This window comes from Azotobacter armeniacus (assembly GCF_054779355.1).
This window is the reverse complement of sequence record NZ_BAAGYK010000154.1, coordinates 1-25,026: the sequence shown is the minus strand read 5'-3', so window position 1 is coordinate 25,026 and position 25,026 is coordinate 1. Positions and strand designations below refer to the sequence as shown.

Annotated in this window: 25 protein-coding genes, 1 pseudogene and 1 CRISPR repeat array; of the genes and pseudogenes, 14 read left to right on the top strand and 12 right to left on the bottom strand. The window is 66.4% G+C overall.

All coding sequences use genetic code 11. The features are described from left to right. Positions 1–30: 30 nt before the first annotated feature. From ACYVD0_RS19910 to ACYVD0_RS19900, 3 genes are all read right to left on the bottom strand, one after another. Positions 31–405 (bottom strand): hypothetical protein, encoded by a 375-nt coding sequence (locus ACYVD0_RS19910; RefSeq protein ID WP_460428409.1) that lies wholly within the window; start codon positions 403–405, stop codon positions 31–33. A 253-nt stretch (positions 406–658) separates the two neighbouring features. Continuing rightward, positions 659–1,663, bottom strand: coding sequence for an alpha/beta fold hydrolase (locus ACYVD0_RS19905; protein ID WP_460428408.1), 1,005 nt, complete (start codon positions 1,661–1,663; stop codon positions 659–661). A gap of 47 nt (positions 1,664–1,710) precedes the next feature. Continuing rightward, positions 1,711–2,595 carry a DUF6685 family protein gene (locus ACYVD0_RS19900; protein ID WP_460428407.1) on the bottom strand — a complete coding sequence of 295 codons (885 nt, stop codon included), beginning with the start codon at positions 2,593–2,595 and terminating at the stop codon, positions 1,711–1,713. Positions 2,596–2,794: 199 nt separating this feature from the next. Between ACYVD0_RS19900 and ACYVD0_RS19895 the strand changes: the two genes are divergently transcribed. The 4 genes and pseudogenes from ACYVD0_RS19895 (at position 2,795) to ACYVD0_RS19880 (ending at position 4,860) form a co-directional block, all read left to right on the top strand. Beyond that, positions 2,795–2,878: a twin-arginine translocation signal domain-containing protein gene (locus tag ACYVD0_RS19895; RefSeq protein WP_460428542.1), complete on the top strand. Its 84-nt coding sequence runs from the start codon at positions 2,795–2,797 to the stop codon at positions 2,876–2,878. A gap of 15 nt (positions 2,879–2,893) precedes the next feature. Further along, positions 2,894–3,121: pseudogene (locus ACYVD0_RS19890) on the top strand (aldo/keto reductase); the annotation flags it as partial. 289 nt (positions 3,122–3,410) lie between these two features. Continuing rightward, a complete protein-coding gene (locus tag ACYVD0_RS19885; RefSeq protein ID WP_460428406.1) occupies positions 3,411–3,641 on the top strand; it encodes an aldo/keto reductase in 231 nt (76 codons plus the stop codon). A 169-nt stretch (positions 3,642–3,810) separates the two neighbouring features. Then, on the top strand, positions 3,811–4,860 hold the full coding sequence (locus tag ACYVD0_RS19880) for a dihydroorotate dehydrogenase (protein WP_460428405.1): 1,050 nt from the start codon (positions 3,811–3,813) through the stop codon (positions 4,858–4,860). Between the two features lie 86 nt (positions 4,861–4,946). On the opposite strand, the gene rmf is transcribed toward ACYVD0_RS19880, so the two are convergent. After that, positions 4,947–5,162 (bottom strand): ribosome modulation factor, encoded by a 216-nt coding sequence (gene rmf / locus ACYVD0_RS19875; RefSeq protein ID WP_089168634.1) that lies wholly within the window; start codon positions 5,160–5,162, stop codon positions 4,947–4,949. Positions 5,163–5,844: 682 nt separating this feature from the next. Between rmf and rlmKL the strand changes: the two genes are divergently transcribed. After that, positions 5,845–8,058: a 23S rRNA (guanine(2445)-N(2))/(guanine(2069)-N(7))-methyltransferase gene (rlmKL, locus tag ACYVD0_RS19870; protein ID WP_460428404.1), complete on the top strand. Its 2,214-nt coding sequence runs from the start codon at positions 5,845–5,847 to the stop codon at positions 8,056–8,058. Positions 8,059–8,100: 42 nt separating this feature from the next. Here rlmKL and dacB read toward each other — a convergent pair whose 3' ends face one another. The 6 genes from dacB to ACYVD0_RS19840 all read right to left on the bottom strand — a co-directional run bounded on the left by dacB (position 8,101) and on the right by ACYVD0_RS19840 (position 13,418). Then, entirely contained in the window at positions 8,101–9,561 is a 1,461-nt protein-coding gene (gene dacB / locus ACYVD0_RS19865) for a D-alanyl-D-alanine carboxypeptidase/D-alanyl-D-alanine-endopeptidase (RefSeq protein ID WP_460428541.1), read from the bottom strand. A gap of 138 nt (positions 9,562–9,699) precedes the next feature. Further along, complete coding sequence (locus ACYVD0_RS19860) at positions 9,700–10,761, bottom strand: FUSC family protein (protein ID WP_460428403.1); 1,062 nt, start codon at positions 10,759–10,761, stop codon at positions 9,700–9,702. 85 nt (positions 10,762–10,846) lie between these two features. Beyond that, entirely contained in the window at positions 10,847–12,178 is a 1,332-nt protein-coding gene (locus ACYVD0_RS19855) for a deoxyguanosinetriphosphate triphosphohydrolase family protein (RefSeq protein WP_460428402.1), read from the bottom strand. Between the two features lie 98 nt (positions 12,179–12,276). Continuing rightward, the gene (locus ACYVD0_RS19850) at positions 12,277–12,624 is read right to left on the bottom strand and encodes a hypothetical protein (protein ID WP_460428401.1); all 348 of its coding nucleotides are present in this window, start codon (positions 12,622–12,624) and stop codon (positions 12,277–12,279) included. Beyond that, positions 12,621–13,007, bottom strand: coding sequence for a phage holin family protein (locus ACYVD0_RS19845; protein ID WP_460428400.1), 387 nt, complete (start codon positions 13,005–13,007; stop codon positions 12,621–12,623). Before ACYVD0_RS19845 ends, ACYVD0_RS19850 begins: the two co-directional genes overlap by 4 nt. Before the next feature lie 21 nt (positions 13,008–13,028). Next, positions 13,029–13,418 carry an ElaB/YgaM/YqjD family protein gene (locus tag ACYVD0_RS19840; protein ID WP_460428399.1) on the bottom strand — a complete coding sequence of 130 codons (390 nt, stop codon included), beginning with the start codon at positions 13,416–13,418 and terminating at the stop codon, positions 13,029–13,031. Positions 13,419–13,572: 154 nt separating this feature from the next. On the opposite strand from ACYVD0_RS19840, the gene ACYVD0_RS19835 reads away from it, so the two are divergent. Then, entirely contained in the window at positions 13,573–13,830 is a 258-nt protein-coding gene (locus ACYVD0_RS19835; protein WP_460428398.1) for a glutaredoxin family protein, read from the top strand. 197 nt (positions 13,831–14,027) lie between these two features. On the opposite strand, the gene ACYVD0_RS19830 is transcribed toward ACYVD0_RS19835, so the two are convergent. Next, a complete protein-coding gene (locus ACYVD0_RS19830) occupies positions 14,028–14,387 on the bottom strand; it encodes a VanZ family protein (protein ID WP_460428397.1) in 360 nt (119 codons plus the stop codon). 14 nt (positions 14,388–14,401) lie between these two features. Further along, the gene (locus ACYVD0_RS19825) at positions 14,402–14,932 is read right to left on the bottom strand and encodes a hypothetical protein (protein ID WP_460428396.1); all 531 of its coding nucleotides are present in this window, start codon (positions 14,930–14,932) and stop codon (positions 14,402–14,404) included. Between the two features lie 275 nt (positions 14,933–15,207). Between ACYVD0_RS19825 and cas3 the strand changes: the two genes are divergently transcribed. From cas3 to cas2e, 8 genes are read left to right on the top strand one after another with little or no spacing between them, the layout of a single operon-like run. After that, positions 15,208–17,889, top strand: a complete 2,682-nt coding sequence (gene cas3, locus ACYVD0_RS19820) for a CRISPR-associated helicase Cas3' (RefSeq protein ID WP_460428395.1) — start codon at positions 15,208–15,210, stop codon at positions 17,887–17,889. After that, positions 17,886–19,436: a type I-E CRISPR-associated protein Cse1/CasA gene (gene casA, locus ACYVD0_RS19815; protein WP_460428394.1), complete on the top strand. Its 1,551-nt coding sequence runs from the start codon at positions 17,886–17,888 to the stop codon at positions 19,434–19,436. Before cas3 ends, casA begins: the two co-directional genes overlap by 4 nt. Beyond that, entirely contained in the window at positions 19,433–19,975 is a 543-nt protein-coding gene (gene casB, locus ACYVD0_RS19810) for a type I-E CRISPR-associated protein Cse2/CasB (protein WP_460428393.1), read from the top strand. Before casA ends, casB begins: the two co-directional genes overlap by 4 nt. 10 nt (positions 19,976–19,985) lie before the next feature. Then, positions 19,986–21,128: a type I-E CRISPR-associated protein Cas7/Cse4/CasC gene (gene cas7e / locus ACYVD0_RS19805; RefSeq protein ID WP_460428392.1), complete on the top strand. Its 1,143-nt coding sequence runs from the start codon at positions 19,986–19,988 to the stop codon at positions 21,126–21,128. Positions 21,129–21,131: 3 nt separating this feature from the next. Beyond that, entirely contained in the window at positions 21,132–21,782 is a 651-nt protein-coding gene (gene cas5e / locus ACYVD0_RS19800) for a type I-E CRISPR-associated protein Cas5/CasD (RefSeq protein ID WP_460428391.1), read from the top strand. After that, positions 21,757–22,374 (top strand): type I-E CRISPR-associated protein Cas6/Cse3/CasE, encoded by a 618-nt coding sequence (gene cas6e, locus ACYVD0_RS19795; protein ID WP_460428390.1) that lies wholly within the window; start codon positions 21,757–21,759, stop codon positions 22,372–22,374. The genes cas5e and cas6e overlap by 26 nt, the downstream gene beginning before the upstream one ends. Continuing rightward, complete coding sequence (cas1e, locus tag ACYVD0_RS19790; RefSeq protein WP_460428389.1) at positions 22,374–23,288, top strand: type I-E CRISPR-associated endonuclease Cas1; 915 nt, start codon at positions 22,374–22,376, stop codon at positions 23,286–23,288. Before cas6e ends, cas1e begins: the two co-directional genes overlap by 1 nt. Next, entirely contained in the window at positions 23,288–23,587 is a 300-nt protein-coding gene (gene cas2e, locus ACYVD0_RS19785; RefSeq protein WP_460428388.1) for a type I-E CRISPR-associated endoribonuclease Cas2, read from the top strand. The genes cas1e and cas2e overlap by 1 nt, the downstream gene beginning before the upstream one ends. 66 nt (positions 23,588–23,653) lie before the next feature. Next, positions 23,654–24,719: direct repeats of the CRISPR family, unit length 29 nt; unit sequence GCGTTCCCCGCGCCTGCGGGGATGAACCG. Positions 24,720–25,026 lie beyond the last annotated feature (307 nt).

Below are 25,026 nucleotides of genomic sequence, written 5' to 3'. Positions count from 1 at the left end.
GAGCCCGCTGCTGCCGGGCTGTCAGGGGGCTCAGCGGGCCTGGGGGGGGAGCTCCCGCCGGGGGCGGAAGCGCTGGCCGTGCTCGGGCAGCCAGCGGTAGAAGAAATAGAATTCGAAGAGCGAGGGATGGGAGCAGTGACAGAGGAAGTGGGTGGAGGAATCCTGGGAACCGCTTTCGCACTGCAGATAGCCCAGGTCGATCATTGTGGACAGCGCCTCCCGCTCCTCGGAGCTCACCCATACCCGCTTGCCGCGGATCAGGTCGACCACCAGAGCGCACAGTTTGGCGAGGGTGGCGGTTTCCTTGGGAGCTCCGTCGTTTGCCAGGGCGGGCGGGGCGGCCATGATCCGGTTGATCGGCTTGAATCCAAATGGTAGGCCGGTCTGTTGCCATTTTCTGGCCATTTCAAACATCTCCTTGTCGAGCACAGTCCGTTCCAGAGCAACTTGCGGGTATCGACTGCGGCCGGGCAGGCGCTCGCCGCGAGCGCTTTCCACACCCCCTGCTTTCCTGCAGCGGGTGCAGTTACGACCGGCAGTCGCGAAAAAGGTTTGACCAATATCAAGGAAAACTGGCGTCCAGGGTTGCCGTGAGGCCGTTTTACCGGTAGTCCGGCAATCCCGGCCCGCCGATATTGGCGGCTCTTGGATCGGCCCGCTATTCGACGGGTTTGGCCAGCTGCTGAAGCAGGACTTCGTGGAAATGCTCCGGTGCCTGGATCTGCGGGGAATGACCGAGATCGGCGAAGGTCTCGAGGGTGGCGCCGGGAATGCGCTTCGCCGCTTCCCGGGAGAGCCGACGGTAGTCGCCGAGCAGCGGGCGCAGCTCGGCCGGTACCGCGTCCTTGCCGATGGCGGTGTTGTCCTTCTCGCCGATCAGCAGCAGGGTCGGCACCTTCAGCTGCTCGAACTCGTAGTACACCGGCTGAGTGTAAATCATGTCGTAGGTCAGCGCCGAGCTCCACGCCACGCGCTGCTTGCCCGGCCCCTGGAACAGGCCGGCTTGCATCTGTACCCAGCGGTCGAACTCGGGGCGCCACTGGCCGGCGTAATAGGTGCTGAGCTGGTAGTTGCGGATGCCCTCGGCGCTGGTTTTGAGTTCGCGGGCGTACCACTCGTCCACAGTGCGATAGGGCACGCCGACGGCCTTCCAGTCCTCCAGGCCGATGGGGTTGACCAGCACCAGGCGCTCCAGCTGCTGCGGATAGAGCAAGGCGAAGCGGGTGGCGAGCATGCCGCCCATGGAGTGGCCCATGAGGCTGTAGCGCTGGATGCCGAGGGATTCCAGCAGCGCCCGGGTGTTGGCCGCCAGTTGCTGGAAGCTGTACTGGTAGTGCTCCGGCTTGCTGGACTTGCAGAAGCCGACTTGGTCCGGTGCCACTAACCGGTAGCCGGCCTTGACGAGGGCGGTGATGCTGCCTTCCCAGGTCGCCGCGCAGAAGTTCTTGCCGTGCAGCAGAACCAGCGTGCGGCCGTTGGGTTCGGCCGGCCGCACGTCCAGGTAGGCCATCCGCAGCGACTGGCCCTGGGATTCGAAGGCGAAGTACTGGACTGGGTGGGGATAGTCGAAGCCTTCCAGCTCGGGGCCGTAGAGCGGGGATTCGGCAGCCATGGCGGCGGGCAGGCTCAGGGCCAGCAGCGCGGGGTATAACCGGCGGGACATGGACAGCTCCTTCATGGACATCTCCTTGGGGCGGTGGGGCTGCAGATTCAGCCGGGCGCGCTATCCGCGGCCGGCAGCAGCCCGGCGAGAAAGCCGGTCACGTCCGGCGCGCCGGCCTGGTAGAGCCCTTCGCCGAGGGCGTTGGCCGCCGGATGGCGGCGGGGTAGCAGGAGGAACTCGGGGGCGCCGCTGCGGCGCAGCAGGGTGAGGCGGGCATAGGGCATGCCCAGGTCGAGCAACAGGCCCATGAAAGCTGGATCGCTCCAGGCCTGTGCTGGCATGGCGAGCACGTGGTAGCGCTGGCGCAGGCCTGCCAGGCCGCTTTCGCTCAGCCGGTAGCTGGTCAGCTCGGCGGGCAGGACGACCTCCAGGCCGCGCCGCCGGGCATAGACGACGGTGCCGGCGAAGGCCGGCAGGTGCTGCGGCTCGCCGGCCCAGAACAGCCGCTCGCCACGCCAGCCGGCTTGGCGCAGGTGCAGGCGGCCGGCCTCGGGAAACTCCGCCACGGCCTGGCCGAGGGTGCGCACGAAATCCTTGTAGCTGATGATCCGCACGGTGCGGCATGCGGAAGTCGCACTGTAGGCCTCGAGGCCGTCGTGCAGCGGGGCCTGCGGGTCCTTGCCGACCAGTCCGTCGATCTGGCGCAGGTCGATACTGTCCAGGCTGTGCTGCTCTTGCTCGACGAGGCGCATCAGCACCGCGCGGGCATCCGCCTTGTCCTCCTGGACCGGCCCGGAAAGGGCGTCGCGCGGCAGCTCGACCAGCCGGTGCAGGGGTGGATCGGCTTGCCACCAGATGCTCTCCTGCACCGGCGGCAGCGGCTGAAAAGGCAGGCGCAGCGCCCGGGCCTTCAGCAGCAGCTGACGTGGTGTGCGCCTCCCCAGGCCCAGACGCTGGGCAAGGGCGGCGAGGCTTGGAGGCAGGAAAAACATGCTGGGGTGATCCATTGACAGGCTGGGGGCGGGCAGTGTGGCAGATGACTGTGCAGGTGCCTACCCTGAGCGCCGGTGGCGAATCCTGCAGCCGCGCTTTTCCCCCGCGGGAGACGGCGCCGACGAATTTTTCGCTGCTTTGCTGTCGGAAAGCGCAGGGGTTTTCGTATCGACTCATCCCTCTGAAGGAGAATTCGCCATGACCACACGACGCCAATTCCTCTCCGTCGCCGCGGTAGGCACCGCCGTGCTGGCGGCCTCACCCCTGCTCGCGCAGACGTAGGGAAGTGGCTCGCTGATGCCGACCAAAGGCAAGCCGGGCAGTGGGCCGGTACCGACCAACGCGCCGGTCGCCGGCGGCAAGTTCCGCCCGTTCACCCGCATCGGTCTGGGCGGCGTGGCCATCGGCAATGGCTTCGCGCCGGCCACCGGCGAGCAGAGCCAAGCCATGCTGCAGGCCGCCTTCGATGCCGGAGTCCACTATTTCGACACTTCACCCTGGTATGGCCTGGGTCTCAGCGAGCGCCGCTTCGGCCATTTCCTGCATAACCTGAGGCGCGAGGAGTATGTGCTGTCGACCAAGGTGGGACGCCTGCTGACCAAGGCCCGGGGCTTCGGCGTCAACCATCCCGCGCCGGCACTGCGTGCTCTGGAGGTCGGCGATCCGGACATCTTCCTGCTGGCCTGCCAGTATTCGCTGCTCGACCACCAGAAGGCACTGGACAACACCTTCCCGCAGCTCGCCAAGCGTGCTGGCCGGGCGCGACCGTTATCTCTACGCCGCCACCATTCCGTCCTGGGCGCCGGAGAAGCGCATGCGGGTCATGGCGATCGCCGACCAGTACGGCATCGATCTGCGCACCGCCGCCCTACAGTTCGCCGCCGCCCATCCGGTGGTCTCGGCCATCATCCCCGGCGCGCGCATGCCCGAACAGGTGCAGGCCAACATCCAGTCGATGCAGATCGCGATCCCCAACGAGTTCTGGGAAGCGCTCAAGCGTGAGGAGCTGATCGCGCAGAACGCGCCGGTGACCAGGCTCGCTTGAGGCGCCGCGCTGATGGCCTGTGTGGTTGCCTGGTCAACTCAAGGTCGGAGAAGCGAGGCTCCGGGACCGGACGCCGAAATCGACCCATCGAATCGATCAAACAGGTCCTGGAAGCGCGCGGCGTGGCTATAATCGCCGCCCCACGCCAATCGCCGAGTCAACCCTGCCCATGTACAACCTGGCCCGCCAGCTGCTGTTCAAACTGTCCCCGGAAACCGCCCATGAACTGTCCATCGATCTGCTCGGGGTTGGTGGCCGGCTGAACCTCAACGGCCTGCTGTGCCGCAGGCCGGCGAGCCTGCCGGTGCGGGTGATGGGCCTGGACTTCCCCAACCCGGTCGGCCTTGCCGCCGGGCTGGACAAGAACGGCGACGCCATCGACGGTCTCGCCCAGCTGGGCTTCGGCTTCATCGAGATCGGTACCGTGACGCCGCGGCCGCAGCCGGGCAATCCCAAGCCGCGGCTGTTCCGCTTGCCGGAGGCCGAGGCCATCATCAACCGCATGGGCTTCAACAACCAGGGCGTCGACCATCTGCTGGCGCAGGTCCAGGCCGCCCGCTATAGCGGCGTGCTCGGCATCAACATCGGCAAGAACTTCGACACTCCGGTGGAGCGGGCAGTGGACGACTACCTGATCTGTCTGGACCGGGTCTACCCCCATGCCAGTTATGTGACGGTCAACGTCAGCTCGCCGAACACCCCGGGACTGCGCAGCCTGCAGTTCGGCGACTCGCTCAGGCAGTTGCTCGAAGCCCTGCGCCAGCGTCAGGAGGAGCTGGCCGGGCGCCACGGCCGGCGGGTGCCGCTGGCGATCAAGATCGCTCCGGACATGAGCGACGAGGAAACCGTGCAGGTCGCCCGGGCGCTGCTGGACACCGGCATGGACGCGGTGATCGCCACCAACACCACCCTCGGCCGCGAGGGCGTCGAGGGCCTGGCGCATGCCGGCGAGGCCGGCGGGCTGTCCGGTGCGCCGGTGCGCGAGAAGAGCACCCACACGGTGCGGGTGCTGGCCGGGGAGCTGGGCGGGCGCTTGCCGATCATCGCCGTCGGCGGCATCACCGAAGGCCGCCATGCGGCGGAGAAGATCGCCGCCGGGGCCAATCTGGTGCAGATCTATACTGGTTTCATCTATAGGGGGCCGGCGCTGATCCGCGAAGCGGTGGATGCCATCGCCGCGGAACAGGGCCGGCCGGCCAGGTCGCACTGCGCGCGATAAGAAAGGGCTCCCGAAGGAGCCCGTGGTCTTGATGCCTGACGCCTCTGCAGCAGGCGTTCAGGATGAGAATGCCGTGATCCCTCCGATCAGCTTACGGCACGTAGTTGGTTCAAGCGGTGGATGCCAGCGGTGCCGGTCAGGCCATCCCAGTTGTCACCACGGCCCTCGCGCCAGCCGTTGAGCCAGGCCTGACGGGTCGACGGGTGGGTGAAAGGACAGAGTTCGCGGGATTTGCCATGAATGCCGTTCTGATAGCCGCGCAGAAAAGCCCGTTCCAACGGATCACGCTTGAGTCTTCTCATAGGGTGTTGCCCTCACTGTTGACTGTTATGTCCCATTGGCCTCATGGCGAGACCTGGCAGACTTGGCTGCCAATGAAACCGCTGCCGGCGTGGCGGTTTCTTCCCTCGCCGTTGCAGCGAGGACTCTGGTTGCTTTCTATCCAATGAGTTCTGGCCTGTGAATGACCGTTTTGTCATAAGATCGAAATTTTTTTGAAGTCAAAGACATAAGCTTTCAAGAAAAAATTACTTCAACTTCGACAAAACCCTGCTGATTTGGGGGGGTATGTGAGACGGCATGGGATTTGCCAGCCGGCTGGCTTCGTGTTGCACTCCATGTGGCCATGCGACAAAGGGTCACGCCGCAGGCTTGTCATGATCGAATGGCGTGCCGATCCGGCACGTACGTTGGCCTGTCATCAATTGTTTCCGCGTTGCGACGGAGCCTGTTTGGGCACAGGGCAAGGCGTGAGGAGAGAGGTTTGGTCATTCCAAATGAACGACGAACAATGTGGCACTCTGCCCAAACAGGCCCGTCCCTTCGGGTTGCGCCTGAAAGCGACCCATGCGGCGTTGCAGCCTTTGGCAAGGGAATGACCATTGCCTGCAGGCTGCGCCTTGCCTGGACCGCTTTCAGGCGGCAACGCAATCGGGGAAACAATTGATGACAGGCCATGACTGCCTGAGGCACTGGAAGCCCCCCATGTCGGATCGTTACGAACTCGTTCTCACCTGCCCGAAGAGTCTGGAAGGCCTGCTCGCCGAGGAGGCGGCCGGCCTGGGCCTGGCTGAGGGCCGCGAACAGGTTGCCGGGGTGCAGGGCCTGGGCGACCTGGAAACCGCCTACCGGCTGTGCCTCTGGTCGCGCCTGGCCAACCGCGTGCTGCTGGTGCTCGGGCGCTTTCCGGTGGGCAACCCCGAGGAGCTGTACCAGGGTGTACAGGCGGTCGACTGGCAGGATCACCTGCTGCCGACCGGCAGCCTGGCGGTGGAGTTCAGCGGTCACGGCTCGGGTATCGACAACAGCCATTTCGGCGCCCTCAAGGTCAAGGATGCGATCGTCGACCAGCTGCGCCGGCACAGCGGCCAGCGCCCCTCGGTGGACAAGCTCAATCCTGACCTGCGCATCCACCTGCGCCTGGACCGGGGCGAGGCGGTGCTTTCCCTGGACCTCTCCGGACACAGCCTGCACCAGCGTGGCTACCGCCTGCAGCAGGGCGCCGCGCCGCTCAAGGAAAACCTCGCCGCGGCGATCCTGATCCGCGCCGGCTGGCCGCGCATCGCCGCCGAGGGCGGAGCGCTGGCCGACCCCATGTGCGGGGTCGGCACCTTCCTGGTCGAGGCGGGGATGATGGCCGCCGACCTCGCGCCCAACCTGCGCCGCGAGCACTGGGGCTTCGCCAACTGGCTGGGGCATGTCCCGGCGCTGTGGAGGCGCCTGCACGAGGAGGCCGAGGCGCGCGCCGCCGCCGGTCTGGCCCGGCCGCCCCTGTGGATTCGCGGCTACGAGGCCGACCCGCGGCTGATAACGCCTGCGCGCAACAACATCGAGCGCGCCGGGCTGGACGGTTGGATCCGGGTCTACCAGGGCGAGCTGGCTACCTTCGCGCCGCATCCGGACAAGGGGCAGCAGGGACTGGTGGTGTGCAACCCGCCCTATGGCGAGCGCCTCGGCGATCCGGCGAGCCTGCTCTATCTCTACCAGCATCTCGGCGAGCGCCTGCGCAGCCAGTGCGAGGGATGGGAGGCGGCGGTTTTCACCGGCGCGCCGGAGCTGGGCAAGCGCATGGGCATCCGCAGCCACAAGCAATACGCCCTCTGGAACGGCGCGCTGCCGTGCAAGCTGCTGCTGTTCAGGGTGCAGCCGGAGCAGTTCGTCACCGGGCGCACTGAGACGGCGCCGAGTGAAGCGCGGATGATCGGCGGCCAGTTGGTGGAGCGTCCGCCGGCAGTGCGCAGCGCGCCGGCACGGTTGTCCGAAGGCGGGCAGATGTTCGCCAACCGCCTGCAGAAGAACTTCAAACAGCTCGACAAGTGGGCGCGCCGCGAAGGCATCGAATGCTACCGGCTGTATGATGCCGACATGCCGGAATATGCCCTGGCGGTGGACCTGTACCGCGACTGGGTGCACGTGCAGGAGTATGCGCCGCCGCGCTCGATCGATCCGGACAAGGCCCAGGCGCGTCTGCTCGATGCCCTGTCGGCGATTCCCCAGGTGCTGGACATCGACCCGGCGCGAGTGGTGATCAAGCGCCGCGAACGCCAGGCCGGCAAGAGGCAGTACGAGCGCCAGGACCAGCAGGGGCGCTTCATGGAGGTCGGCGAGGCCGGCGTGAAGCTCTTGGTCAACCTCACCGACTACCTGGACACCGGGCTGTTCCTCGACCACCGGCCGCTGCGCCTGCGCATCCAGCGCGAGGCGGCCGGCAAGCGTTTTCTCAACCTGTTCTGCTACACCGCGACGGCCACCGTGCATGCGGCCAAGGGTGGGGCGCGCAGCACCACCAGCGTCGATCTGTCGAAGACCTACCTCGACTGGGCGCGGCGCAACCTGGCGCTGAACGGCTTTTCCGAGCGGCACCGGCTGGAGCAGGCCGACGTGATGGAGTGGCTGGCCGCCGACCGCGGCGAATACGAGCTGATCTTCATCGACCCGCCGACCTTCTCCAACTCCAAGCGCATGGAGGGGGTGTTCGACGTGCAGCGCGACCACGTGCGCCTGCTCGACCTGGCCATGGCGCGCCTGGCGAAGGGCGGAGTGCTGTATTTTTCCAACAACTTCCGCAAGTTCCAGCTCGACCCCATGCTCGAGCAGCGCTATGCGGTGGAGGAGATCAGCGCGCAGAGCCTGGATGCGGATTTCGCCCGCAACCCGAAGATTCACCGCGCCTGGCGGCTGCAGGCGAGAAAGGACTGAGGGCGGCCGGCCGCTCCGCAAGGGAGCGGCCGGCCCGGACGGTCAGCGCTGGGCGGTGTTGGACAGTTTCGGCTGGCGGTACAGGTCGACCAGCACCTGGTCGAGGATCGACGAGGCGCCCCAGGGCCGCGGGTGGTTGAGGAGGGCGACCACCACCCAGGTGTTGCCGTTCTGGTCGCGGCTGAAGCCGGCGATGGCGCGCACGGTTTTCAGGGTGCCGGTCTTGATGTGCGCCTCGCCGACCAGAGGGGTGCGGCGCAGACGCTTGCGCATGGTACCGTCCATCGCCACCAGCGGCATCGAGGCGATGAATTCGGCCGCATAGGGACTGTGCCAGGCGGCCTTGAGCATCTCGGCCATTTCCCGGGCGCTGATCCGCTCGGCCCGCGACAGGCCTGAGCCGTTCTCCATCACCAGATGTTGCGCATCGATGCCCTTGCGGGTCATCCATTGGCGGACCGCGCGGTACGCCGCCTGGGCGTCGTCGGTGTCGGCACTGGTGCGGAACTGCTCGCCAATGCTGAGGAACAGCTGGCGGGCCATGGTGTTGTTGCTGAACTTGTTGACATCGCGAATGATCTCCACTACGTCCGGCGAGAAGGCGCGGACCAGCAGGCGGGCCTGCCTGGGCACCTCGCCGAGGCGGTCCTGACCCTGGATGCTGCCGCCCAACTCCTGCCAGATGGCGCGCACGGCGCCGGCGGCATAGGTCTGGTGGTCGAGCGGGGCGATGTAGCTCTGTGCGCTGCAGCCGGCCGGCAGCTTGCCGGTGACCACCATGCTGTAGCCCTTTTCCTGCGGGATCAGGTTATAGCGCACGTCCGGCCAGTCCGGACAGGCGCTGGCCGGCAGCACCTTCGCCTGGTTGTCGATGGTCATGCCGGCGATCGGTGGCTCGATGCTGACCTGTACCTTGCCGGGTTCGGCGCGGGCGATGAAGCGCAGCGCCTTGAGGTTGATCAGCAGGGAGTCGGGCTCGACCAGGAAGGGCTTGTTGCTGTCGCCGCCGTCATCGTTGAACGCCGGCAGCTGCGGCTTCACGAAGTGGCTGCGGTCGAGCACCAGATCGCCGTGCACTTCCCGCACGCCGTTGGCGCGCAGGTCGCGCATCAGCAGCCAGAGTTTTTCCATATTCAGCTTGGGATCGCCGCCGCCCTTCAGGTACAGGTTGCCGTCCAGCACGCCGTCGCGCAGCGGGCCGTCGGCGTAGAACTCGGTGCGCCACTTGTGGGTCGGGCCGAGCAGTTCGAGGGCTGCGTAGGTGGTCACCAGCTTCATCGTCGAGGCTGGGTTCAGCGGCACGTCGGCGTTGATGAAGGTCGGCGTGCCCGGCCCGGTGAGCGGCAGCACCGCCAGGGACAGGGCATCGCCGGGGAGCTTGTGGGCGCTCAGCGCCTGCTGGACATTCTTCGGCAGCGTGGTGTTGATCTGGGCCGCGCTCGCCGACAGGGCGAACGACAGCAGCAGGCTGGCAATGGCAAGCCGGCGGAAAGTTGCAATCATCAAGGGTGCCCCTCCGACTCAGGGCTGAACGAAGCGAAATGGGAGAAGAGTCCGGCTGCTTCCGGGAACGGTTTCGCATTATGCCCGAAGCGGGGCGGCCGATGGTTGCCCGATGTGCAGGATCCCCCGCCGCGCTGCTCAGCGCGGCAGTACATTCGTGCGGGAGCGGGCGGCCCGCCAGTCGCGCAGCCGGCGCCTGATGTACAGGGTCAGCGCCACCAGCAGCGCCAGCAGCACGCCGATCAGACTGCCCAGCAGGCGCTCGCGGCTCAGTTGCCAGTCCTGCGCCAGGCTCTCGGCCAGCAGGAGGATGCAGAAGGTCATCTGCAGCACGTAGAGGCTGTAGCGGCCCACCTGGAAGGCGCGGTTGAGCAGGATCAGCGGCAGTACCAGGGCGACCAACTGCGCCGGGCTCTGCAGGCCATGACCGACGAGCACCAGCAGGCCGGCGGCGAGCAGGGCGGCCAGGGCTGTCTTGAGCGCGCGCAGCAATCTGCCCTTGAGGTCGATCTGCAGGCCGGTGACCACCGCCAGGGTCAGCCAGTAGCCGCGCGGCTGTCCGGCCAGGTTGACGATCAGCCCGGCCAGGCCGCAGACCAGAGTGCAGCCCAGGGCATAGAGCCGCCACGGTGGTTGCGGCAGGCGCGCCGCATGGTGGCGCAGCACCTTGAGCACGCTGGACAGGCACGGCATGTAGGGCCACAGGCGCAGGCCGTGCAGGCCGCGCAGGCTAAAGGCGAGCAGGGTCACCCAGAGGCCGCCGAGGGTGAACAGCGTGGCCACGGCGTAGGGGTTGGGCATGCTGCCCAGGGGCTGCTGGCCTTGTCCCAGGCACAGGCAGACCAGCATGCCGAGGCCCAGCTTGCCGGCCTCCCGGCCGAAACGCTGCAGCCAGGCGAGCAGCAGGCCGCCGGCGGCGAAGACCAGCAGGCTCTCGAGTGGACCGGGCGCGGACCAGAATCCCAGGCCCGCGCTGCAGGCGCCAAGGAGGGTCAACAGGAGCATGCGCAGCATGCCGAAGCGGTGCAGGGGGTCGGCCTGGGCGGCCAGGAAGGCGCCGATCGATGCCCAAAGAAATCCGGAATGGCCGCTGAACAGCCCGAGCAGCAGGGGCAGGGCGCAGCCGAGGCTGGCCACGATGGCCGCTCCCCAGGAGGGGGCGGCCGTCCATTGGTGGCGGGAGGGCAGAAACCGGAGCATCGGCTGCGTTCCTTCTTTCACTTCGATACGGCCGGGGGCTTCGTGCCCCCGCGCCGGGCGGTCCTGACCAGCGGGACGCAGATGCTTATGCGTGACCGGAAAACCCGGTCATTTCCCGGGCCATCTCGGTGGCATAGCCATCGGTCATGCCGGCGATGAAGTCGATCATGCGCAGGAAGGCGTGGTACAGCGGCCACTGCGGGTCCGGTGCGTTGTTGCCGAGCAGGTCGAGGATGCGCCGGTTCTTGAACGACGGACGCCGTCCGCCGTGCTGCTCCAGCGCCGCGCCGCAGAAGGCGTCGAGGAGGATCTCCAGGGTGGTATAGGCGCCGATCTCGTGGAGGGTCTTGCGCTTGTCGTGGAAGATCTTCTCGCGGGCGATACGCTTGGCCTGCAGCACGCAGCTCTTGGACGGTCCATGCATGTGCTCGACCAGATCCCCTGGCAGGCTACCGCTCAGCAGGGCCTTTTGCTGTTCGACGAAAGCCCGGGCCGCCGCGTTGGTCAGGTGGTCAATGGCCTTGCCGCGCAGGATTGCCAGCTTGCGCCGCCGCGAATCGCGCGGGCCGAGCTGGCGGTAGGATTCCGGCAGGTCGTCGCCGACCAGGCCGAGCAGCAGGGCCTCGACCTCGGGGTAGTCCAGCAGCTCCATTTCCAGGCCGTCTTCCAGGTCGATCAGCGCGTAGCAGATGTCGTCCGCCGCCTCCATCAGGTAGACCAGCGGATGGCGTGCCCAGCGCTGCTCGTCCTGCTGCGGCAGGCCGAGTTTCTCGGCGATCTGTTCGAGCAGCGGCAGTTCGCTCTGGTAGCAGCCGAACTTGTGCTTCTTGTAGCCCTGGGCGGGTGCGTGGCGCGATGCCCAAGGGTACTTGAGGTAGGCGCCGAGGGTGGCGTAGGTGAGGCGGGTGCCGCCGTCGAACTGGTGGTATTCCAGCTGGGTGAGCACGCGAAATCCCTGGGCGTTGCCCTCGAAATGCAGGAAGTCGTCGCGTTCCGCGTCGCTCATTTCGTCCAGCCAGCCGCGCCCGGCGGCCTGATTGAACCAGTAGCGGATGGCATCCTCGCCGGAATGGCCGAACGGCGGATTGCCGATATCATGGGCCAGACAGGCCGATTGGACGATCATGCCGAGGTCGGCGGGACCGCACCACTCCGGCAGGGCATCGCGCAGCACCTCGCCGACCCGCATGCCCAGCGAGCGGCCGACGCAGCTAACCTCCAGGGAGTGGGTCAGGCGGGTGTGGATGTGATCGTTGCTGGACACCGGATGGACCTGGGTTTTGCGGCCCAGGCGGCGGAAAGCTCCGGAGAAGATGATGCGGTCATGGTCCTTGTGGAAGGGGCTGCGGCCCAGTTCGTCGACGTTGTGCAGCGATTTGCCCAGGCGCTCTCGGGTCAGTAGGGTTTGCCAATCCAAAGCCGTTCCTCATTGTTCAGTAGGCAGCCGGCGCAGGGGCCAAACGCCCGGACTGCCGCGCGACTGCCAGCGCATCCTTGGACAGCGCGAGGAATCCGTCAAGCCTGGGGCTTGGGCGGAACCTGCGGATGCTTCGGCGGACGGGATTCGCGGTACTGCCTGAGGCCGGCGTTGACCAGGGGATAGACCTCCAGGGCGAAGCGCGCCAGCTTGCCGAAGCGGCCCAGACGCTTGCCGAACAGGGTCAGCAGAAGCACCCCGCCGAAGGTCAGCGGCGTGCTTTTACCCCATGCGGAGCGGCTGGTGGGCGCGAACAGGTGGCCGAGCTGACGCAGCGGATGGCGCAGGGGTTCGGCGTGATAGTCGAGTTGCTGGCGCTGCATCTCCATGCGCAGGCGCACCAGCTCCTTGCGCATGCCCAGTGGGGTACGGCGGGGTGGGTTCATGGCAGCAGCTCCCGGTTGCGCGCCAGTTCCTCGAGGGTCGCCTGGAATGGATGCTCGCTGCGCCGCGCCAGCTTCAGCGTGCGGGCGATGCAGAACAGCAGGGCCAGGCCGTAGGCGAGGCACAGGCCGAAGATGGCGGCCAGCCGGTGGCTATCCCAGAAGGCGACGACCACGGCCGCGGAAAGGCCGATGAGCAGCAGCAGGCCGAACAGCAGGCACAGGCTGGCGCAGAGGAACAGCTGGAAGGCGTAGGTTTTCTCCTCCTGGAGTTCGATGCCCAGCAACTCCAGGTGGTTGTGCAGCAGTCCGAGCAGGGCTCCGCCGAACCGTTTCAGGGACGGCTTACGATCTTCCCCGGGCGGCGGCGGTGGCGAGACATCCATTGGCGACGACTCCCCAGGCGCTCAGCGGCGACCGGCCAGCAGGCCGAACAACAGGCCGACCCCGGCGGCGATGCCGAGCGACTTCCACGGATGGCTGTGCACGTACTCCTCGGTGGCCTGCAGTGCCGCCTGTCCCTGCTCGCGCAGACGGGCCTCGCTGTCCTTGAGCGTCTCGCGGGCGCGGTCAAGGTTGCTCTCGATCTTCGCCCGCAGTTCGTCCGCCTCGTCGCTGGTCACCTCGGTGCTGTGGCGGAGCAGGCGTTCGGTGTCATCGAGCAAGGTGTGGAATTCGTCGATCACCGCCTGCTGGGCGCGCTGCAGGTTGCTCCGGTGTACCGAGGCCGATGCGCACGGCTCCCAGCTGCAGCTGAGGTGGTCAGAGGATGGCGGCGGGGTTTGGTTGCTGTCCATGATCATGCGGGATGGTCCTCATCACGTGGTGGGCAATGGCCGCCGCATGCCGGTGGCGGCCAGGCAAGCCGCCTAACTGAGCGGCTTGTGGTTTCACCATAGGTTGTCTTGGTTGCATGTTAAACTTCAAGTTCATTGTCGTTAGGAGGCTCCCGTGCTTCCCGAGTGCCAACTGTTCGGAACCCCCGGCTGCCATCTCTGCGAGGTGGCCGAGGGGCTGCTGATCCCCTTTGTCGAGAACGGCTTGCTGGTCGAGTTGGTCGATATTGCCGAGGACGAGAGCCGGGTCGCGCGCTATGGCTTGCGCATCCCCGTGCTGCGGCGACTGGACAACGGCGACGAGCTGAATTGGCCCTTCGAGGCCGAGCAGGTCGTCGCCTTTCTGCGCCAGCCGGGCTTCAGCGGTGGCTGAGTCGATTGCCCTGGTCACTGCGCCATTGCCAGGGCGAGATGATCTCCGTCTGCGACGGTTTCGCGAGAAATCCCTGTCTTGCCGGACAAGGGGGATAGCCTGTCTACGTGATCCTTCTTCTTGCATTCTCCGGGGCAGGGGCTATCGAGCTAGCTAATTATAGTAGGAAGCCGCGGCTATCCGCCTACGGCTTGTTCCTAGCGCTTGCGCCACAGCCAGCCGGCGGCGATCAGGCTGCCCACGGTGATGCCCAGCAGATCGGCGAGCAGGTCGTGGTAGTCGGCGATGCGATAGCCGGTCAGCGCCTGCAGGCCCTCGATGGCGAGCCCGTAGAGGAGCAGGCCGGACGGCAGCAGGTAGCGCCGCTCGGGAAAGCCCAGGCGGCCGAGGAAGGCCAGCACGCTGAAGGCCAGCAGGTGGTTGCCCTTGTCCCAGCCGGTATCCAACGGCGGGCTGACGTCCTTGATCAGGGACAGCGCCAGCACCGCCGTCAGGCAGCCGAAGAAGGCCAGGCGCCAGAGGAGGAGGGGATTGGCGAGGTAACGCACGGCGGGCATCGGCACGCGTCCTCTCAGGCGTCCAGTTTCGCGCGCAGCGCTTGGTAGGCCGGGGCGGCATGGATGCCCGCCTCGGCCGCCAGTTGCAGCGTCGCCTCGAGATCGCAGGTGTACACCAGCACGGTCTGCAGCTCGTCGTCCAGCGGCTCGCTGAAGTCCACGAGCACATAGCCGCCCTTCTCCGGGTAGAGGCTGCTCAACTGCACCTGGATGCGGTTGAGCGCCTTCAGCGGTTCCACCTTGTGCAGCTGCTTGGGCTTGAGTACGAAGGGCACCTCCGGGCCGAACGAGGCGACGATCTGCTGGAACAGCTCTTCAGGGGTGTCCCCCTGGAACAGCACCGTCTCCGGCAGGCTGCCCACCACCACCCACTCGCCCAGCGGAATGGGAAAGCTGTCGTCGTAGTTGATGTCCGGATTGGCCGTGAGGAAGGCCTGCGGGTCGGCAAAGGCCTGCGCCGCCTCGTCGGCAATCCGGGCGATTTCCTCTTCGCCCAGGCAGCCCGAGCTGATCCTGTGGAGGAGTTCCTGGAGTTGGTCTTTCATGGGGGCCTCGATGGTTGGAGAGGGAGACTGGCGGTCGGTGTGCGATGCGTCGGGTGAGGAGCGTTTCATGGTGCCGATTCTAGCGTATTCACGTGGAGCGGCCGACTGGCGCCTTTACCGTGAGCAAGGTTAGGCTCTCGATGTGATCAGGAATGCGAGTGATTGGCAGTTCTTCGCGAAAGCAATGATGTCATTGTGCTTCTATCTCTTGTCGGAGTAATTTACAGCGCAGGAAGCCAGGAGTGGCTTCCCGCGCTGCGACAGGAGGTACATGCATGGCATCCCGATTTTCCCAACTCGCCCCACAGACCCGTCGGCTCTGGGCCAAGAGCGGCGATCCGCTGGGGCATGGATTGCTTGCCCATTTGCTGGATGTGGCCGCCGTGGCCGAAGTGCTGCTGGAGCATGAGCCACCAGGCACCCTTGAACATTTCGCCAGACAGTTCGGCCTGCCCGAGCAATTCTTCGCGCGCCATGTCGCCACGCTGGTCGGTCTGCACGACTTCGGCAAGGCGATTCCCGGCTTCCAGGCCAAGTGGCCGCAGGGTCGGGAGCTGGTCGAGGCGAGCGGCCTGGCGTTTGCCGAGCCCTCCCTGCGCGTCACCGATCATGATTGCGCCAGTGCCGCCTTGCTTTGGGAGCATCTGCCCGCGCTAGGCGCCGAGCTGACCTGGGTGCTGGGTGTGCTGCAGGGGATCAGTGCTCATCATGGCTACAACCTTGATCGTCCGGAAATCAATGACGCCAAGCCGGCTTTCGAGACGCCTGCCTGGTCCCAGGCACGCAAGGTGCTGTTCGACAGCTATTGGCAGACGCTGGCGCCCGAAGGCGTGCCTGCGGCCGAGGAGTTGCCGCTGGCCGCCGTGGAGTGGCTGGCGGGGCTGACCAGCGTAGCCGACTGGATCGGCTCCAATCCCGACTGGTTTCCTTTGGGCGAACGGGCGGATTCGCTGGTCGAACACTTTGAACACGCCAGGAAACTTGCCGCCCTGGCCCTGCGGGAGATCGGCTGGACCTCCTATCGCGCTCTGTTGCAGGAGGAGGCGACGACCGACTGCTTGATCGGGCGCATCGTGGATCGCGAAGGGCTGGACGCTCGGCCTTTGCAGAAGGAAGGCGACCGGCTGCTGGCCGATGTGCAAGGTCCGACCTTGCTATTGGTCGAGGCGCCGATGGGTGAGGGCAAGACCGAGCTGGCCTTTCTCGCCCACCTGCGCCTGCAGGCGGTCAACCGGCACCGCGGCCTGTATGTCGCGCTGCCGACCCAGGCAACCGGCAATGCCCTGTTCGACCGGTCGCTGACCTTCCTGAAGGCCTTCAACGACCGGCAGCCGCTGGACGTCCAGTTGGTGCACGGCGGCGCTTTGCTGGACGAGCGGGTGCAGCGCCTGCGCGGCATCCATGGCGAGGGGGACGACAGTGTCGGCTCGGCAGCCTGGTTCTCCCAGCGGCGCCGCCCGCTGCTGTCGCCCTACGGCGTCGGCACCGTCGACCAGGCGCTGTTCGCCACGCTGAACGTCAAGCATCACTTCGTCCGGCTATGGGGCCTGGCCAATCGGGTGGTGGTGCTGGACGAGGTGCATGCCTACGACACCTACACCACCGGCCTGATCGAATCCCTGCTGCGCTGGCTCAAGGCGTTGGGTTCGTCGGTGGTGCTGATGAGCGCGACCCTGCCCGAGCAGCGCCGCAACGCCTTGCTAGAGGCCTGGAATGTGTCGTTGGCCGAGGTGCCGGAGCTGCCCTACCCACGCCTGCTGCTGGCGGACGATCGGGGTCTGCGCGGTGCGACCTTCGACTCCCGGCCCTTGCCGCCGATCATTCTCGAAACCATCGGCGAGGACCTGAACGACCTGGTGGCCCGTGCCTGTCAGTTGCTCGAATCCGGCGGTTACGGTGGGCTAATCGTCAACACGGTCAATCGTGCCCAGGAGCTGTATCGCCACTTGCAGCCGCTGCTGGGCGAAGACGTAACGCTGATCCTCTTCCACGCCCGTTTCCCGGCGGATGAGCGCAGCGAGCGGGAGCGGCAGGTGCTGGAGATGTTTGGCAAGCGCGCCCCGAACCAGCAGCGCCCCGGCCGGGCGCTGCTGATCGCCACCCAGGTGGCCGAGCAGTCCCTGGATATCGACTTCGACTTCCTGATCACCGACCTGGCGCCGGTCGACCTGATTCTGCAGCGTGCCGGGCGCCTGCACCGCCATCGACGGGTGAGGCCTCAGGCCCATGCCGAGGCGCGGCTGTTCGTCGCCGGGCTGGACCCGCAGCGCCTGCCCGAACTGAAGAAAACCGCCTGGGAATTCGTCTACGAGCCCTACATCCTCGGCCGCACCTGGGCCTTGCTGTCCCGCGAGCAGATCCTGCAGTTGCCGCAGGATATCGACCGGCTGGTGCAGGCGGTCTATGGCGACACGTTGTTGCCGGCTGACCTGGAGGCCGAGGCGCTCGCCTATATCGACGTCGAGGCCTATGGCATGCACAACGCCCGGTTCAACACCGAGCGGCAACTGGCCGTGAACATCGCCATCGATCCGGCCGCCGAACCGCTGAACGCCTACCTGGAAAAACCGCGCGGCAACGAGGAAGGCGAAGGCCTTGGACTGACCAACCGCACCCGCTTGGGCGATGACGTCATCACCCTGGTGCCGGTGTATCAGGTGGCCGGTGGCTGGAGCGTACAGCCGGATGGGGATGTCTTCGATCCGCAGCGGCCCCTGTCCGATGCCCTGGCCAGGCAGCTCTACAGCCGCCAGCTCAAGCTCGGTCGCCAGGCGGTGGTCGCGCATTTCGCTGCGCTGGATGCACCGCCGGCCTTTGCCGGGCATCCCCTGTTGCGCCATCTCAAGCCCCTGGTGCTGGGAAACGGCACTTGCGCGATCGGCAAGCTGCTGCTGCGCTTGGATGAGCGCCTGGGGCTGGTTTACGAGGCCGCCATCCAACCCGAGGAGAAGGCATGACTCGGCGTTTCAATCTGCTCGACGAGTCCTGGCTGCCGGTGCGCCTTGCCGATGGCCGAGTGCGCGATGTCAGCCTGCTCGAGCTCTTCGAACGGGCTGGCGAGATCCAGGCCCTGGCGGAAACCGCGCCGCCCAGCCTGATTGCCGAATACCGGCTGCTCTTGGCCATCACTCATCGAGCGCTGACCTGGGCGCACGGCCCCTGGAGGGACAAGGATCGTGCCCGCTGGTATCGCGAGGGACTGCCGCAGGAGGCGCTGTGCGACTATCTGGAGCACTGGCGCGAGCGGTTCTGGCTGTTCCACCCCGAGCAGCCGTTCCTGCAGGTGGCGGCGCTGGCCTCCCTCGAGGAAACCCGCGACAGGCAGAAACCCTGGACGCAGATTTCCCTGGCCAGCGCCAATGGCAACGCGCCGGTAGTATTCGATCACTCCTGCGACGTGACTCCGACTTCGATAGCGCCTGCCCTGGCCCTGCGCAGCCTGCTGGGTTTCCTGCAGTTCACCCCGGGCGGTCTGGTCAAGACCCTGCGCGACTCCGACAAGGCCGGTCCCCTGGCCAACACCGCGGCCGCGCTGCCGGTTGGCGCCAATCTGCAGCAGACCCTTTGTCTGGCTTTGCATCCGGCCTCGATTCGGGAAGATCTGCCGAGTTGGGAGCGCACTCCGGCGCAGCGTCGGGATCTGCTTGCCGAACCCTCCCTGGCAACGGGGGCCAACGATCGTTACACCCGCCTCAGTCGCGCGGTGCTGCTGCTGGAGACGGAGGCGGGACAGGTGCAGTGGCTGCGCTTTGCGGCGGGGATCGCCCTGGGCGACGATCCCAATGCGCCCGATCCGATGGCCAGCTACCGTGCCGGCAGCAACAGCCTGGTACGGCTGAGTTTCACCGAGGGCAGGGCGCTTTGGCGCGATCTGCCGGCCTTGCTGCCCGATGCCGAAGGCAAGGCATCCCAGCCGGCCACGGTGCTGGGGTGGGCCGCTAACCTGCATGTGTACCTCGGCGCCTTCCAGCGTGAACAACCCCTGCTGATCGCCGGACTCGCCAGCGACCAGGCCAAGCTCCTGCGTTGGCGTTGCGAGCAGATCGCCCTGCCGACGGTGATGCTGGCCGAGACCCAGCTGGCCGGCTATCTGCGCAGCGAGATGCGCCGCGCCGAGGCGCTGCACGAGCAAATCCGTACGCTGGCCACCAGCATGCTCGCCGACACCATGTCCGACCCGCGCAACAAGGACACCCGTGCTCGGGCACGGGCCGTGCTGGATGCTGGCGCCTCGGCCGCCAGCTTCTTCGCCACGGCCGAACATGCCCTGCCGACCCTGCTTCAGCGCATCGGCGCAGGCGATGGCGCGGGAGCCAGCCGTCATTGGTCGGCCTGTCTGCTGCAGGCGGCCGAGGTCTGTTGGGAGATCCTGCGCCGCAATCTGGGGCAGTCGCCCCTGGCGCTGCGCGCCGAGGCCCGCGCCTGGCCGCGCTTCCGAGGTTTGCTGCGCGATCTGCAGCCGGCCGTTTCGAATCCGAAAAACACCAAGGAGGCTCAGGCATGAGCGAATTCGCGCAGAACTTCGTTGCGTATCTGACCCGGCTGCGCGAGAGCAATGCCGGGGCTTTGGCGGAACTGCGCCGCAGCCAGGGCTTCGCCCCTGGCGCCTATCCGCCGGCCTATCCCCATGTCGAGCGTTTCGCCCCCACCGACTGCCATGCCCAGGATCCGCAGCGCCTGGCCCTTTATGTAGTAGCCGGATTGTTCGCCCTGCATCCGCAACCGGCGTCCCGAAGTCTGGCGGCGAGCTTCGGCGAGCTGATGCGCCGCCGCGGCAGCGGCAGCATTGAAAAACGCTTCATCGCCCTACTCGGTGCCGATGCCGAGAACCTGCCCGACTACCTGCGCCAGGTGGTCAGCCTGCTGGCGGCGGACGATCTCGGTGTGGATTACGCCGCCCTGCTCAAGGATCTCGGCTTCTGGCTGAACCCGCGTCTGGATCCCGAGCGGCGCGACCAGATACGCCAGCGCTGGGCGCGGGACTTCTATCGCATCCTGGCCCAGGTTTCCGAGCCGCAAAACCCTGCCGTTACCCAAGATTGAGAGGGATGTCATGACCTTGTTCGTCGAGTTCCATCTGATCCAGAACTTCGCCCCGTCCAACCTCAACCGTGACGACACCGGCGCGCCCAAGGAGGCTTTGTTCGGCGGCCATCGCCGGGCGCGGGTGAGCAGCCAGTGCTTCAAGCGGGCGATTCGTCTGGCGGCGCAGGAGCATGAACTGGTGGCGCCGGAGTATTGCGGTGTGCGGACCAAGAAACTGCTGGATCTGCTGCAGGAAAAACTGCAAGGCCGTGACCTGGAAGAAGCCAGGGGCAAGATCGAAACCGCCCTGGCTGCCGCCGGCCTCAAGCTCAAGGACGACGGCAAGACCGAATACCTGCTGTTCCTCGGCGAGGGCGAAATTGCGGGATTCGCCGAGCTGATCGAGGAGCACTGGGACGAATTGGCTACCGCACCTGTCGGCGGCGAGAAGAAGGGCAAGAAGGAAGCGAAAGCCAGCGCACCCGCCGAGGTAGTGAAAAAGGCCAGGGCCCTGCTCAATGGCGGCAAGGCGGTGGATGTGGCGCTGTTCGGCCGCATGCTCGCCGACCTGCCGGAAGTGAACCAGGATGCCGCCTGCCAGGTCGCCCATGCCATCAGCACCCACCGCGTCGAGCGCGAGTTCGACTATTTCACCGCTGTGGACGACAAGGGCGGGCCCGAGGAAACCGGCGCCGGGATGATCGGTCAGGTCGAGTTCAACTCGGCGACCTTCTATCGCTATGCAGTGGTCGACGCTCACAAGCTGCTGGCCAACCTGCAGAACGACCGGGATTTGACCCTGGCAGCATTGGAGGCCTTCACCCAGGCCAAGGTGCGCGCCATCCCCACCGGCAAGCAGAACACCTTCGCCGCCCACAACCTGCCGGCCTTCGTCGGCGTCTGCCTGCGCCGTGCCAGCCCGCTCAACCTGGCGAACGCCTTCGAGAAGCCGGTGGCGCCCGGGCGCGAGCAGGCGCTGAGCAGCCTGTCGGTAGCCGAACTGGCCAGGCATGAGAGCCTGATGGCCGGCGTTTATGCCGATCCGAGCGACCGTTGGGCCTACCTCGACCTGAGTGGCGCCTGGCCGGAAGGGAAGGGCGAAGCCCAGCCCAATCTGGCTGGCCTGGCCCGCTGGGTGAAGGAGCAGGTCGCCGCCGAACTGGAGGACTGAGCAATGGCCACCTTGCTACTGCGTTTGCAGGGGCCGATGCAGTCCTGGGGCACGACCAGCCGTTTCGACGAGCGCGATACTCAGCTCGAGCCGTCCAAGTCCGGCGTGCTCGGCCTCATCTGTGCCGCTCTGGGACGGGATCGCAGCGAACCGCTGGAGGATCTGGCGGCTTTGCGCATGGGCGTGCGGGTGGATCGCGAGGGCGTGCCGATGCGCGATTACCAGACGGCCACCGGTGTGCTGATCGCCAGCGGCAAGGCGGATTTCAAGCGCACCGTGGTCAGCCCGCGCTTCTACCTGGCCGATGCGGTTTTCCTGGTCGGGCTGGAAGGCGCCGACACCACGTTGCTCGAGCACATCCAGGCCGCCCTTCGGGCGCCGGTCTGGTCGCTGGCGCTGGGCCGCAAGAGCTTCGTGCCGAGCAAGCCAGTATTTTTGCCGGATGGCATGCAGCAAGCGGATCTGTTGGCCGCCCTGCAGACCTATCCGGCTCTGGTAGTACCGGAGGGCACCACCTGGCGCCTGGCGCTGGAAGACCCCCAGGAAGGCTCGGTGCGCCTGGATCAGCCGGTCGGCCCCTTTGCCGAGCGGCGTTTCGGGCCACGTTTCGTCAAACAGGAAGTGATGCATGTACCTGACCCGCTTGACGCTTGACCCCCGCAGCGCCCAGGCGCGCCGCGATCTGGCCGATGCCTACGACATGCACCGCACTCTGGTGCGGACCTTCGTGTCCGACAAGCAGGGAACACCCGAGCGCTTTCTTTGGCGCCTGGAAACGGGGGCCAATCCCTGGGCCAGTCCGACCCTGCTGGTGCAGTCCCGCGAGTCCGGCAACTGGGATGTCCTGCAGGCCCTGCCGGGCTACCTGCAGCAACCTGCCGAGAGCAAGGCCCTGGATCTGGAGGCACTCATCCAGCCCCAACGACAGTACCGCTTCCGCCTGCTGGCCAACCCCACCGTGACCCGTGCCGGCAAGCGCTACGGCCTGCTCGGCGAAGCCGAGCAACTGGCCTGGCTGCAGCGCCAGGGCGAGCGGCATGGTTTCGAGGTGCAGGCGGCACTGGTCAGCGCCACCGACCTGCTGGACAGCCGGCGCAAGGGCAGTGCGCCGATCATGGTGCAGCGGGCGTGTTTCGAGGGGCTGCTGCAGGTTGCCCAGGCCGACGATGTACGTCAGGCGCTGGTCAACGGCATCGGCCCAGCCAAGGCCTTCGGTTGCGGCCTGCTCAGCGTGGTGCGCTGCTGATGCTGCCGCCCCTCAAGCCCCTGCCGATGAAGGACCGAGTGTCGATGATCTTCGTCCAGTACGGACAAATCGACGTGCTGGACGGCGCCTTCGTGGTGATTGACCAGAACGGCGTGCGCATGCACATCCCGGTCGGCTCGGTGGCCTGCATCATGCTCGAACCAGGCACCCGGGTTTCCCATGCCGCTGTGCATCTGGCCTCGACCGTGGGCACCCTGCTGGTCTGGGTGGGCGAGGCCGGTGTGCGCCTGTACGCCAGCGGCCAGCCCGGCGGCGCCCGCGCGGACCGCCTGCTGTATCAGGCCAGGCTGGCGCTGGACGACGAACTGCGCCTGAAGGTGGTGCGCAAGATGTACGAACTGCGCTTCAAGGAAAAGGCCCCGGAGCGGCGCAGCGTGGAGCAGCTGCGGGGCATCGAGGGTGCTCGCGTGCGGGAAACCTACAAGCTGCTGGCCAGGCAGTATGGCGTCGACTGGCGCTCGCGCAACTACGACCGCCAGCAGTGGAATGCCGCGGATGTGCCCAACCGCTGCCTGTCGGCGGCGACCAGTTGCCTGTACGGCATCGCCGAGGCGGCGGTACTGGCGGCCGGTTACGCCCCGGCGGTGGGCTTCATCCATACCGGCAAGCCGCTGTCGTTCGTCTACGACGTGGCCGATCTGTTCAAGTTCGACACCGTTGTGCCCGTGGCCTTCCGCATTGCCGCCAAGTCGCCGATGCAGCCGGAGCGGGAGGTGCGCCTGGCCTGCCGGGATATTTTTCGCTCCAGCAAGCTGCTGGGCAAAATCATCCCGACCATCGAGGAGGTACTGGCGGCCGGCGACATCTCCCCGCCCGAAGCGCCGCCGGAGTCCGTACCGCCTGCCATTCCCAATCCCGAAAGCACCGGCGACGCCGGGCACAGGTCGCAGTGATGAGCTTTATTGTCGTCATCACTGAAAACGTCCCGCCCCGCCTGCGCGGCCGCATGGCCATCTGGCTGCTGGAGGTACGCGCCGGCGTCTATATCGGCGATGTCTCCCGACGCATCCGCGAGATGATCTGGCAGCAACTGGCCGAGGGGCACGAGGACGGCAATGTGGTCATGGCTTGGGCGAGCAATCACGAATCCGGTTACGAGTTCCAGACCCTGGGGCCGAGCCGTCGAATTCCCATCGAATTTGACGGTCTGCATCTGGTCGCTTTTCAACCCCCGGAAAAGCCCGATCTTTAACAAGAAAAAATCGGTAGATTTTTAGCAGTCAATTTTTTCTTTATGGAACAATTGGTTATGCTAAGTGCGTTCCCCGCGCCTGCGGGGATGAACCGCGGAAAGGTACTTGATCCACCGGCTTGAGCGGGCGTTCCCCGCGCCTGCGGGGATGAACCGGAGGCCGGTCCAGGCGATCCGACGCCGGTCAAGCGTTCCCCGCGCCTGCGGGGATGAACCGTAATCGCCCCTCGCTGACCAGACAGCATCAAGGCGTTCCCCGCGCCTGCGGGGATGAACCGAACCGGATGCTCTGGATCAGCTACGTACCTACGCGTTCCCCGCGCCTGCGGGGATGAACCGGCTCAGCCAGCACAAAGGAGGAGATTGCCGTGGCGTTCCCCGCGCCTGCGGGGATGAACCGCCATTGTTGCCCCGTATCGGCCTGCATCAGCGGCGTTCCCCGCGCCTGCGGGGATGAACCGCTTGCGCCCGTCCTGGCTGGTGAACACGCGCGGCGTTCCCCGCGCCTGCGGGGATGAACCGGATTGAGAGCCCATTGCCGGCCGTCTGGCGCTGCGTTCCCCGCGCCTGCGGGGATGAACCGCTGGCAGAGCGGTGCAGGGAGCTGGAGGAGGAGCGTTCCCCGCGCCTGCGGGGATGAACCGGCCTCCTTACGACTGCGGCACGCTCGAGCACAGCGTTCCCCGCGCCTGCGGGGATGAACCGTTTTTTGGCGCTCATATGCGTGCCATAAAAAAGCGTTCCCCGCGCCTGCGGGGATGAACCGCCTATATAGCTCTTGCTGGTCCGGCGTCTCTCGCGTTCCCCGCGCCTGCGGGGATGAACCGGGTAGGCGCTGGTGGGTTCGGTTTTTGCTGGGGCGTTCCCCGCGCCTGCGGGGATGAACCGCTGTTGGTGCCCTCGTCGTGCAGCACCCAGGCGCGTTCCCCGCGCCTGCGGGGATGAACCGGAGCGCGACGAGCTTGAAGCCGAGCTTGAAGCGCGTTCCCCGCGCCTGCGGGGATGAACCGGGGAGGCAGAAATTAGCGCCCACTGGCGGCAGGCGTTCCCCGCGCCTGCGGGGATGAACCGTTGTTGGCCGCTCCGAGCCTGGCTGGAAGGTCGCGTTCCCCGCGCCTGCGGGGATGAACCGCGGTTGGGCAAAATGGCCTCGCTCTTGATCCGGCGTTCCCCGCACCTGCGGGGGATGAACCGCGGCACGCCCTGAGCCAGACGGGGCCAGCATTGAGCGTTCCTCGCCCTAGCGGTGATGACTTAAGAGAGCTATCGCCGGACCTTTCCGACGAAAGGTGCTTTCCATGCCAGTCTCAGTCAATAGTGCTGTAAACCCTTGCTGATACTAATCTTTTAAAAAGTAATGTCATGCTGCTGTATATCGGCAGTCCGGGTGGCGGAAAAACGATCTCACCAGCTCCGGCAACTTCTGGATTCTGCGCAGC

What these genes read in the sequence shown, in the direction of transcription:
- ACYVD0_RS19910 (WP_460428409.1), bottom strand. Translation starts at nt 405, where the DNA reads ATGGCCAGAAAATGGCAACAGACCGGCCTACCATTTGGATTCAAGCCG.
- ACYVD0_RS19905 (WP_460428408.1), bottom strand. Translation starts at nt 1,663, where the DNA reads ATGTCCCGCCGGTTATACCCCGCGCTGCTGGCCCTGAGCCTGCCCGCC.
- ACYVD0_RS19900 (WP_460428407.1), bottom strand. Translation starts at nt 2,595, where the DNA reads ATGTTTTTCCTGCCTCCAAGCCTCGCCGCCCTTGCCCAGCGTCTGGGC.
- ACYVD0_RS19895 (WP_460428542.1), top strand. Translation starts at nt 2,795, where the DNA reads ATGACCACACGACGCCAATTCCTCTCCGTCGCCGCGGTAGGCACCGCC.
- ACYVD0_RS19885 (WP_460428406.1), top strand. Translation starts at nt 3,411, where the DNA reads ATGCGGGTCATGGCGATCGCCGACCAGTACGGCATCGATCTGCGCACC.
- ACYVD0_RS19880 (WP_460428405.1), top strand. Translation starts at nt 3,811, where the DNA reads ATGTACAACCTGGCCCGCCAGCTGCTGTTCAAACTGTCCCCGGAAACC.
- rmf (WP_089168634.1), bottom strand. Translation starts at nt 5,162, where the DNA reads ATGAGAAGACTCAAGCGTGATCCGTTGGAACGGGCTTTTCTGCGCGGC.
- rlmKL (WP_460428404.1), top strand. Translation starts at nt 5,845, where the DNA reads ATGTCGGATCGTTACGAACTCGTTCTCACCTGCCCGAAGAGTCTGGAA.
- dacB (WP_460428541.1), bottom strand. Translation starts at nt 9,561, where the DNA reads ATGATTGCAACTTTCCGCCGGCTTGCCATTGCCAGCCTGCTGCTGTCG.
- ACYVD0_RS19860 (WP_460428403.1), bottom strand. Translation starts at nt 10,761, where the DNA reads ATGCTCCGGTTTCTGCCCTCCCGCCACCAATGGACGGCCGCCCCCTCC.
- ACYVD0_RS19850 (WP_460428401.1), bottom strand. Translation starts at nt 12,624, where the DNA reads ATGAACCCACCCCGCCGTACCCCACTGGGCATGCGCAAGGAGCTGGTG.
- ACYVD0_RS19845 (WP_460428400.1), bottom strand. Translation starts at nt 13,007, where the DNA reads ATGGATGTCTCGCCACCGCCGCCGCCCGGGGAAGATCGTAAGCCGTCC.
- ACYVD0_RS19840 (WP_460428399.1), bottom strand. Translation starts at nt 13,418, where the DNA reads ATGGACAGCAACCAAACCCCGCCGCCATCCTCTGACCACCTCAGCTGC.
- ACYVD0_RS19830 (WP_460428397.1), bottom strand. Translation starts at nt 14,387, where the DNA reads ATGCCCGCCGTGCGTTACCTCGCCAATCCCCTCCTCCTCTGGCGCCTG.
- ACYVD0_RS19825 (WP_460428396.1), bottom strand. Translation starts at nt 14,932, where the DNA reads ATGAAAGACCAACTCCAGGAACTCCTCCACAGGATCAGCTCGGGCTGC.
- cas3 (WP_460428395.1), top strand. Translation starts at nt 15,208, where the DNA reads ATGGCATCCCGATTTTCCCAACTCGCCCCACAGACCCGTCGGCTCTGG.
- casA (WP_460428394.1), top strand. Translation starts at nt 17,886, where the DNA reads ATGACTCGGCGTTTCAATCTGCTCGACGAGTCCTGGCTGCCGGTGCGC.
- casB (WP_460428393.1), top strand. Translation starts at nt 19,433, where the DNA reads ATGAGCGAATTCGCGCAGAACTTCGTTGCGTATCTGACCCGGCTGCGC.
- cas7e (WP_460428392.1), top strand. Translation starts at nt 19,986, where the DNA reads ATGACCTTGTTCGTCGAGTTCCATCTGATCCAGAACTTCGCCCCGTCC.
- cas5e (WP_460428391.1), top strand. Translation starts at nt 21,132, where the DNA reads ATGGCCACCTTGCTACTGCGTTTGCAGGGGCCGATGCAGTCCTGGGGC.
- cas6e (WP_460428390.1), top strand. Translation starts at nt 21,757, where the DNA reads ATGTACCTGACCCGCTTGACGCTTGACCCCCGCAGCGCCCAGGCGCGC.
- cas1e (WP_460428389.1), top strand. Translation starts at nt 22,374, where the DNA reads ATGCTGCCGCCCCTCAAGCCCCTGCCGATGAAGGACCGAGTGTCGATG.
- cas2e (WP_460428388.1), top strand. Translation starts at nt 23,288, where the DNA reads ATGAGCTTTATTGTCGTCATCACTGAAAACGTCCCGCCCCGCCTGCGC.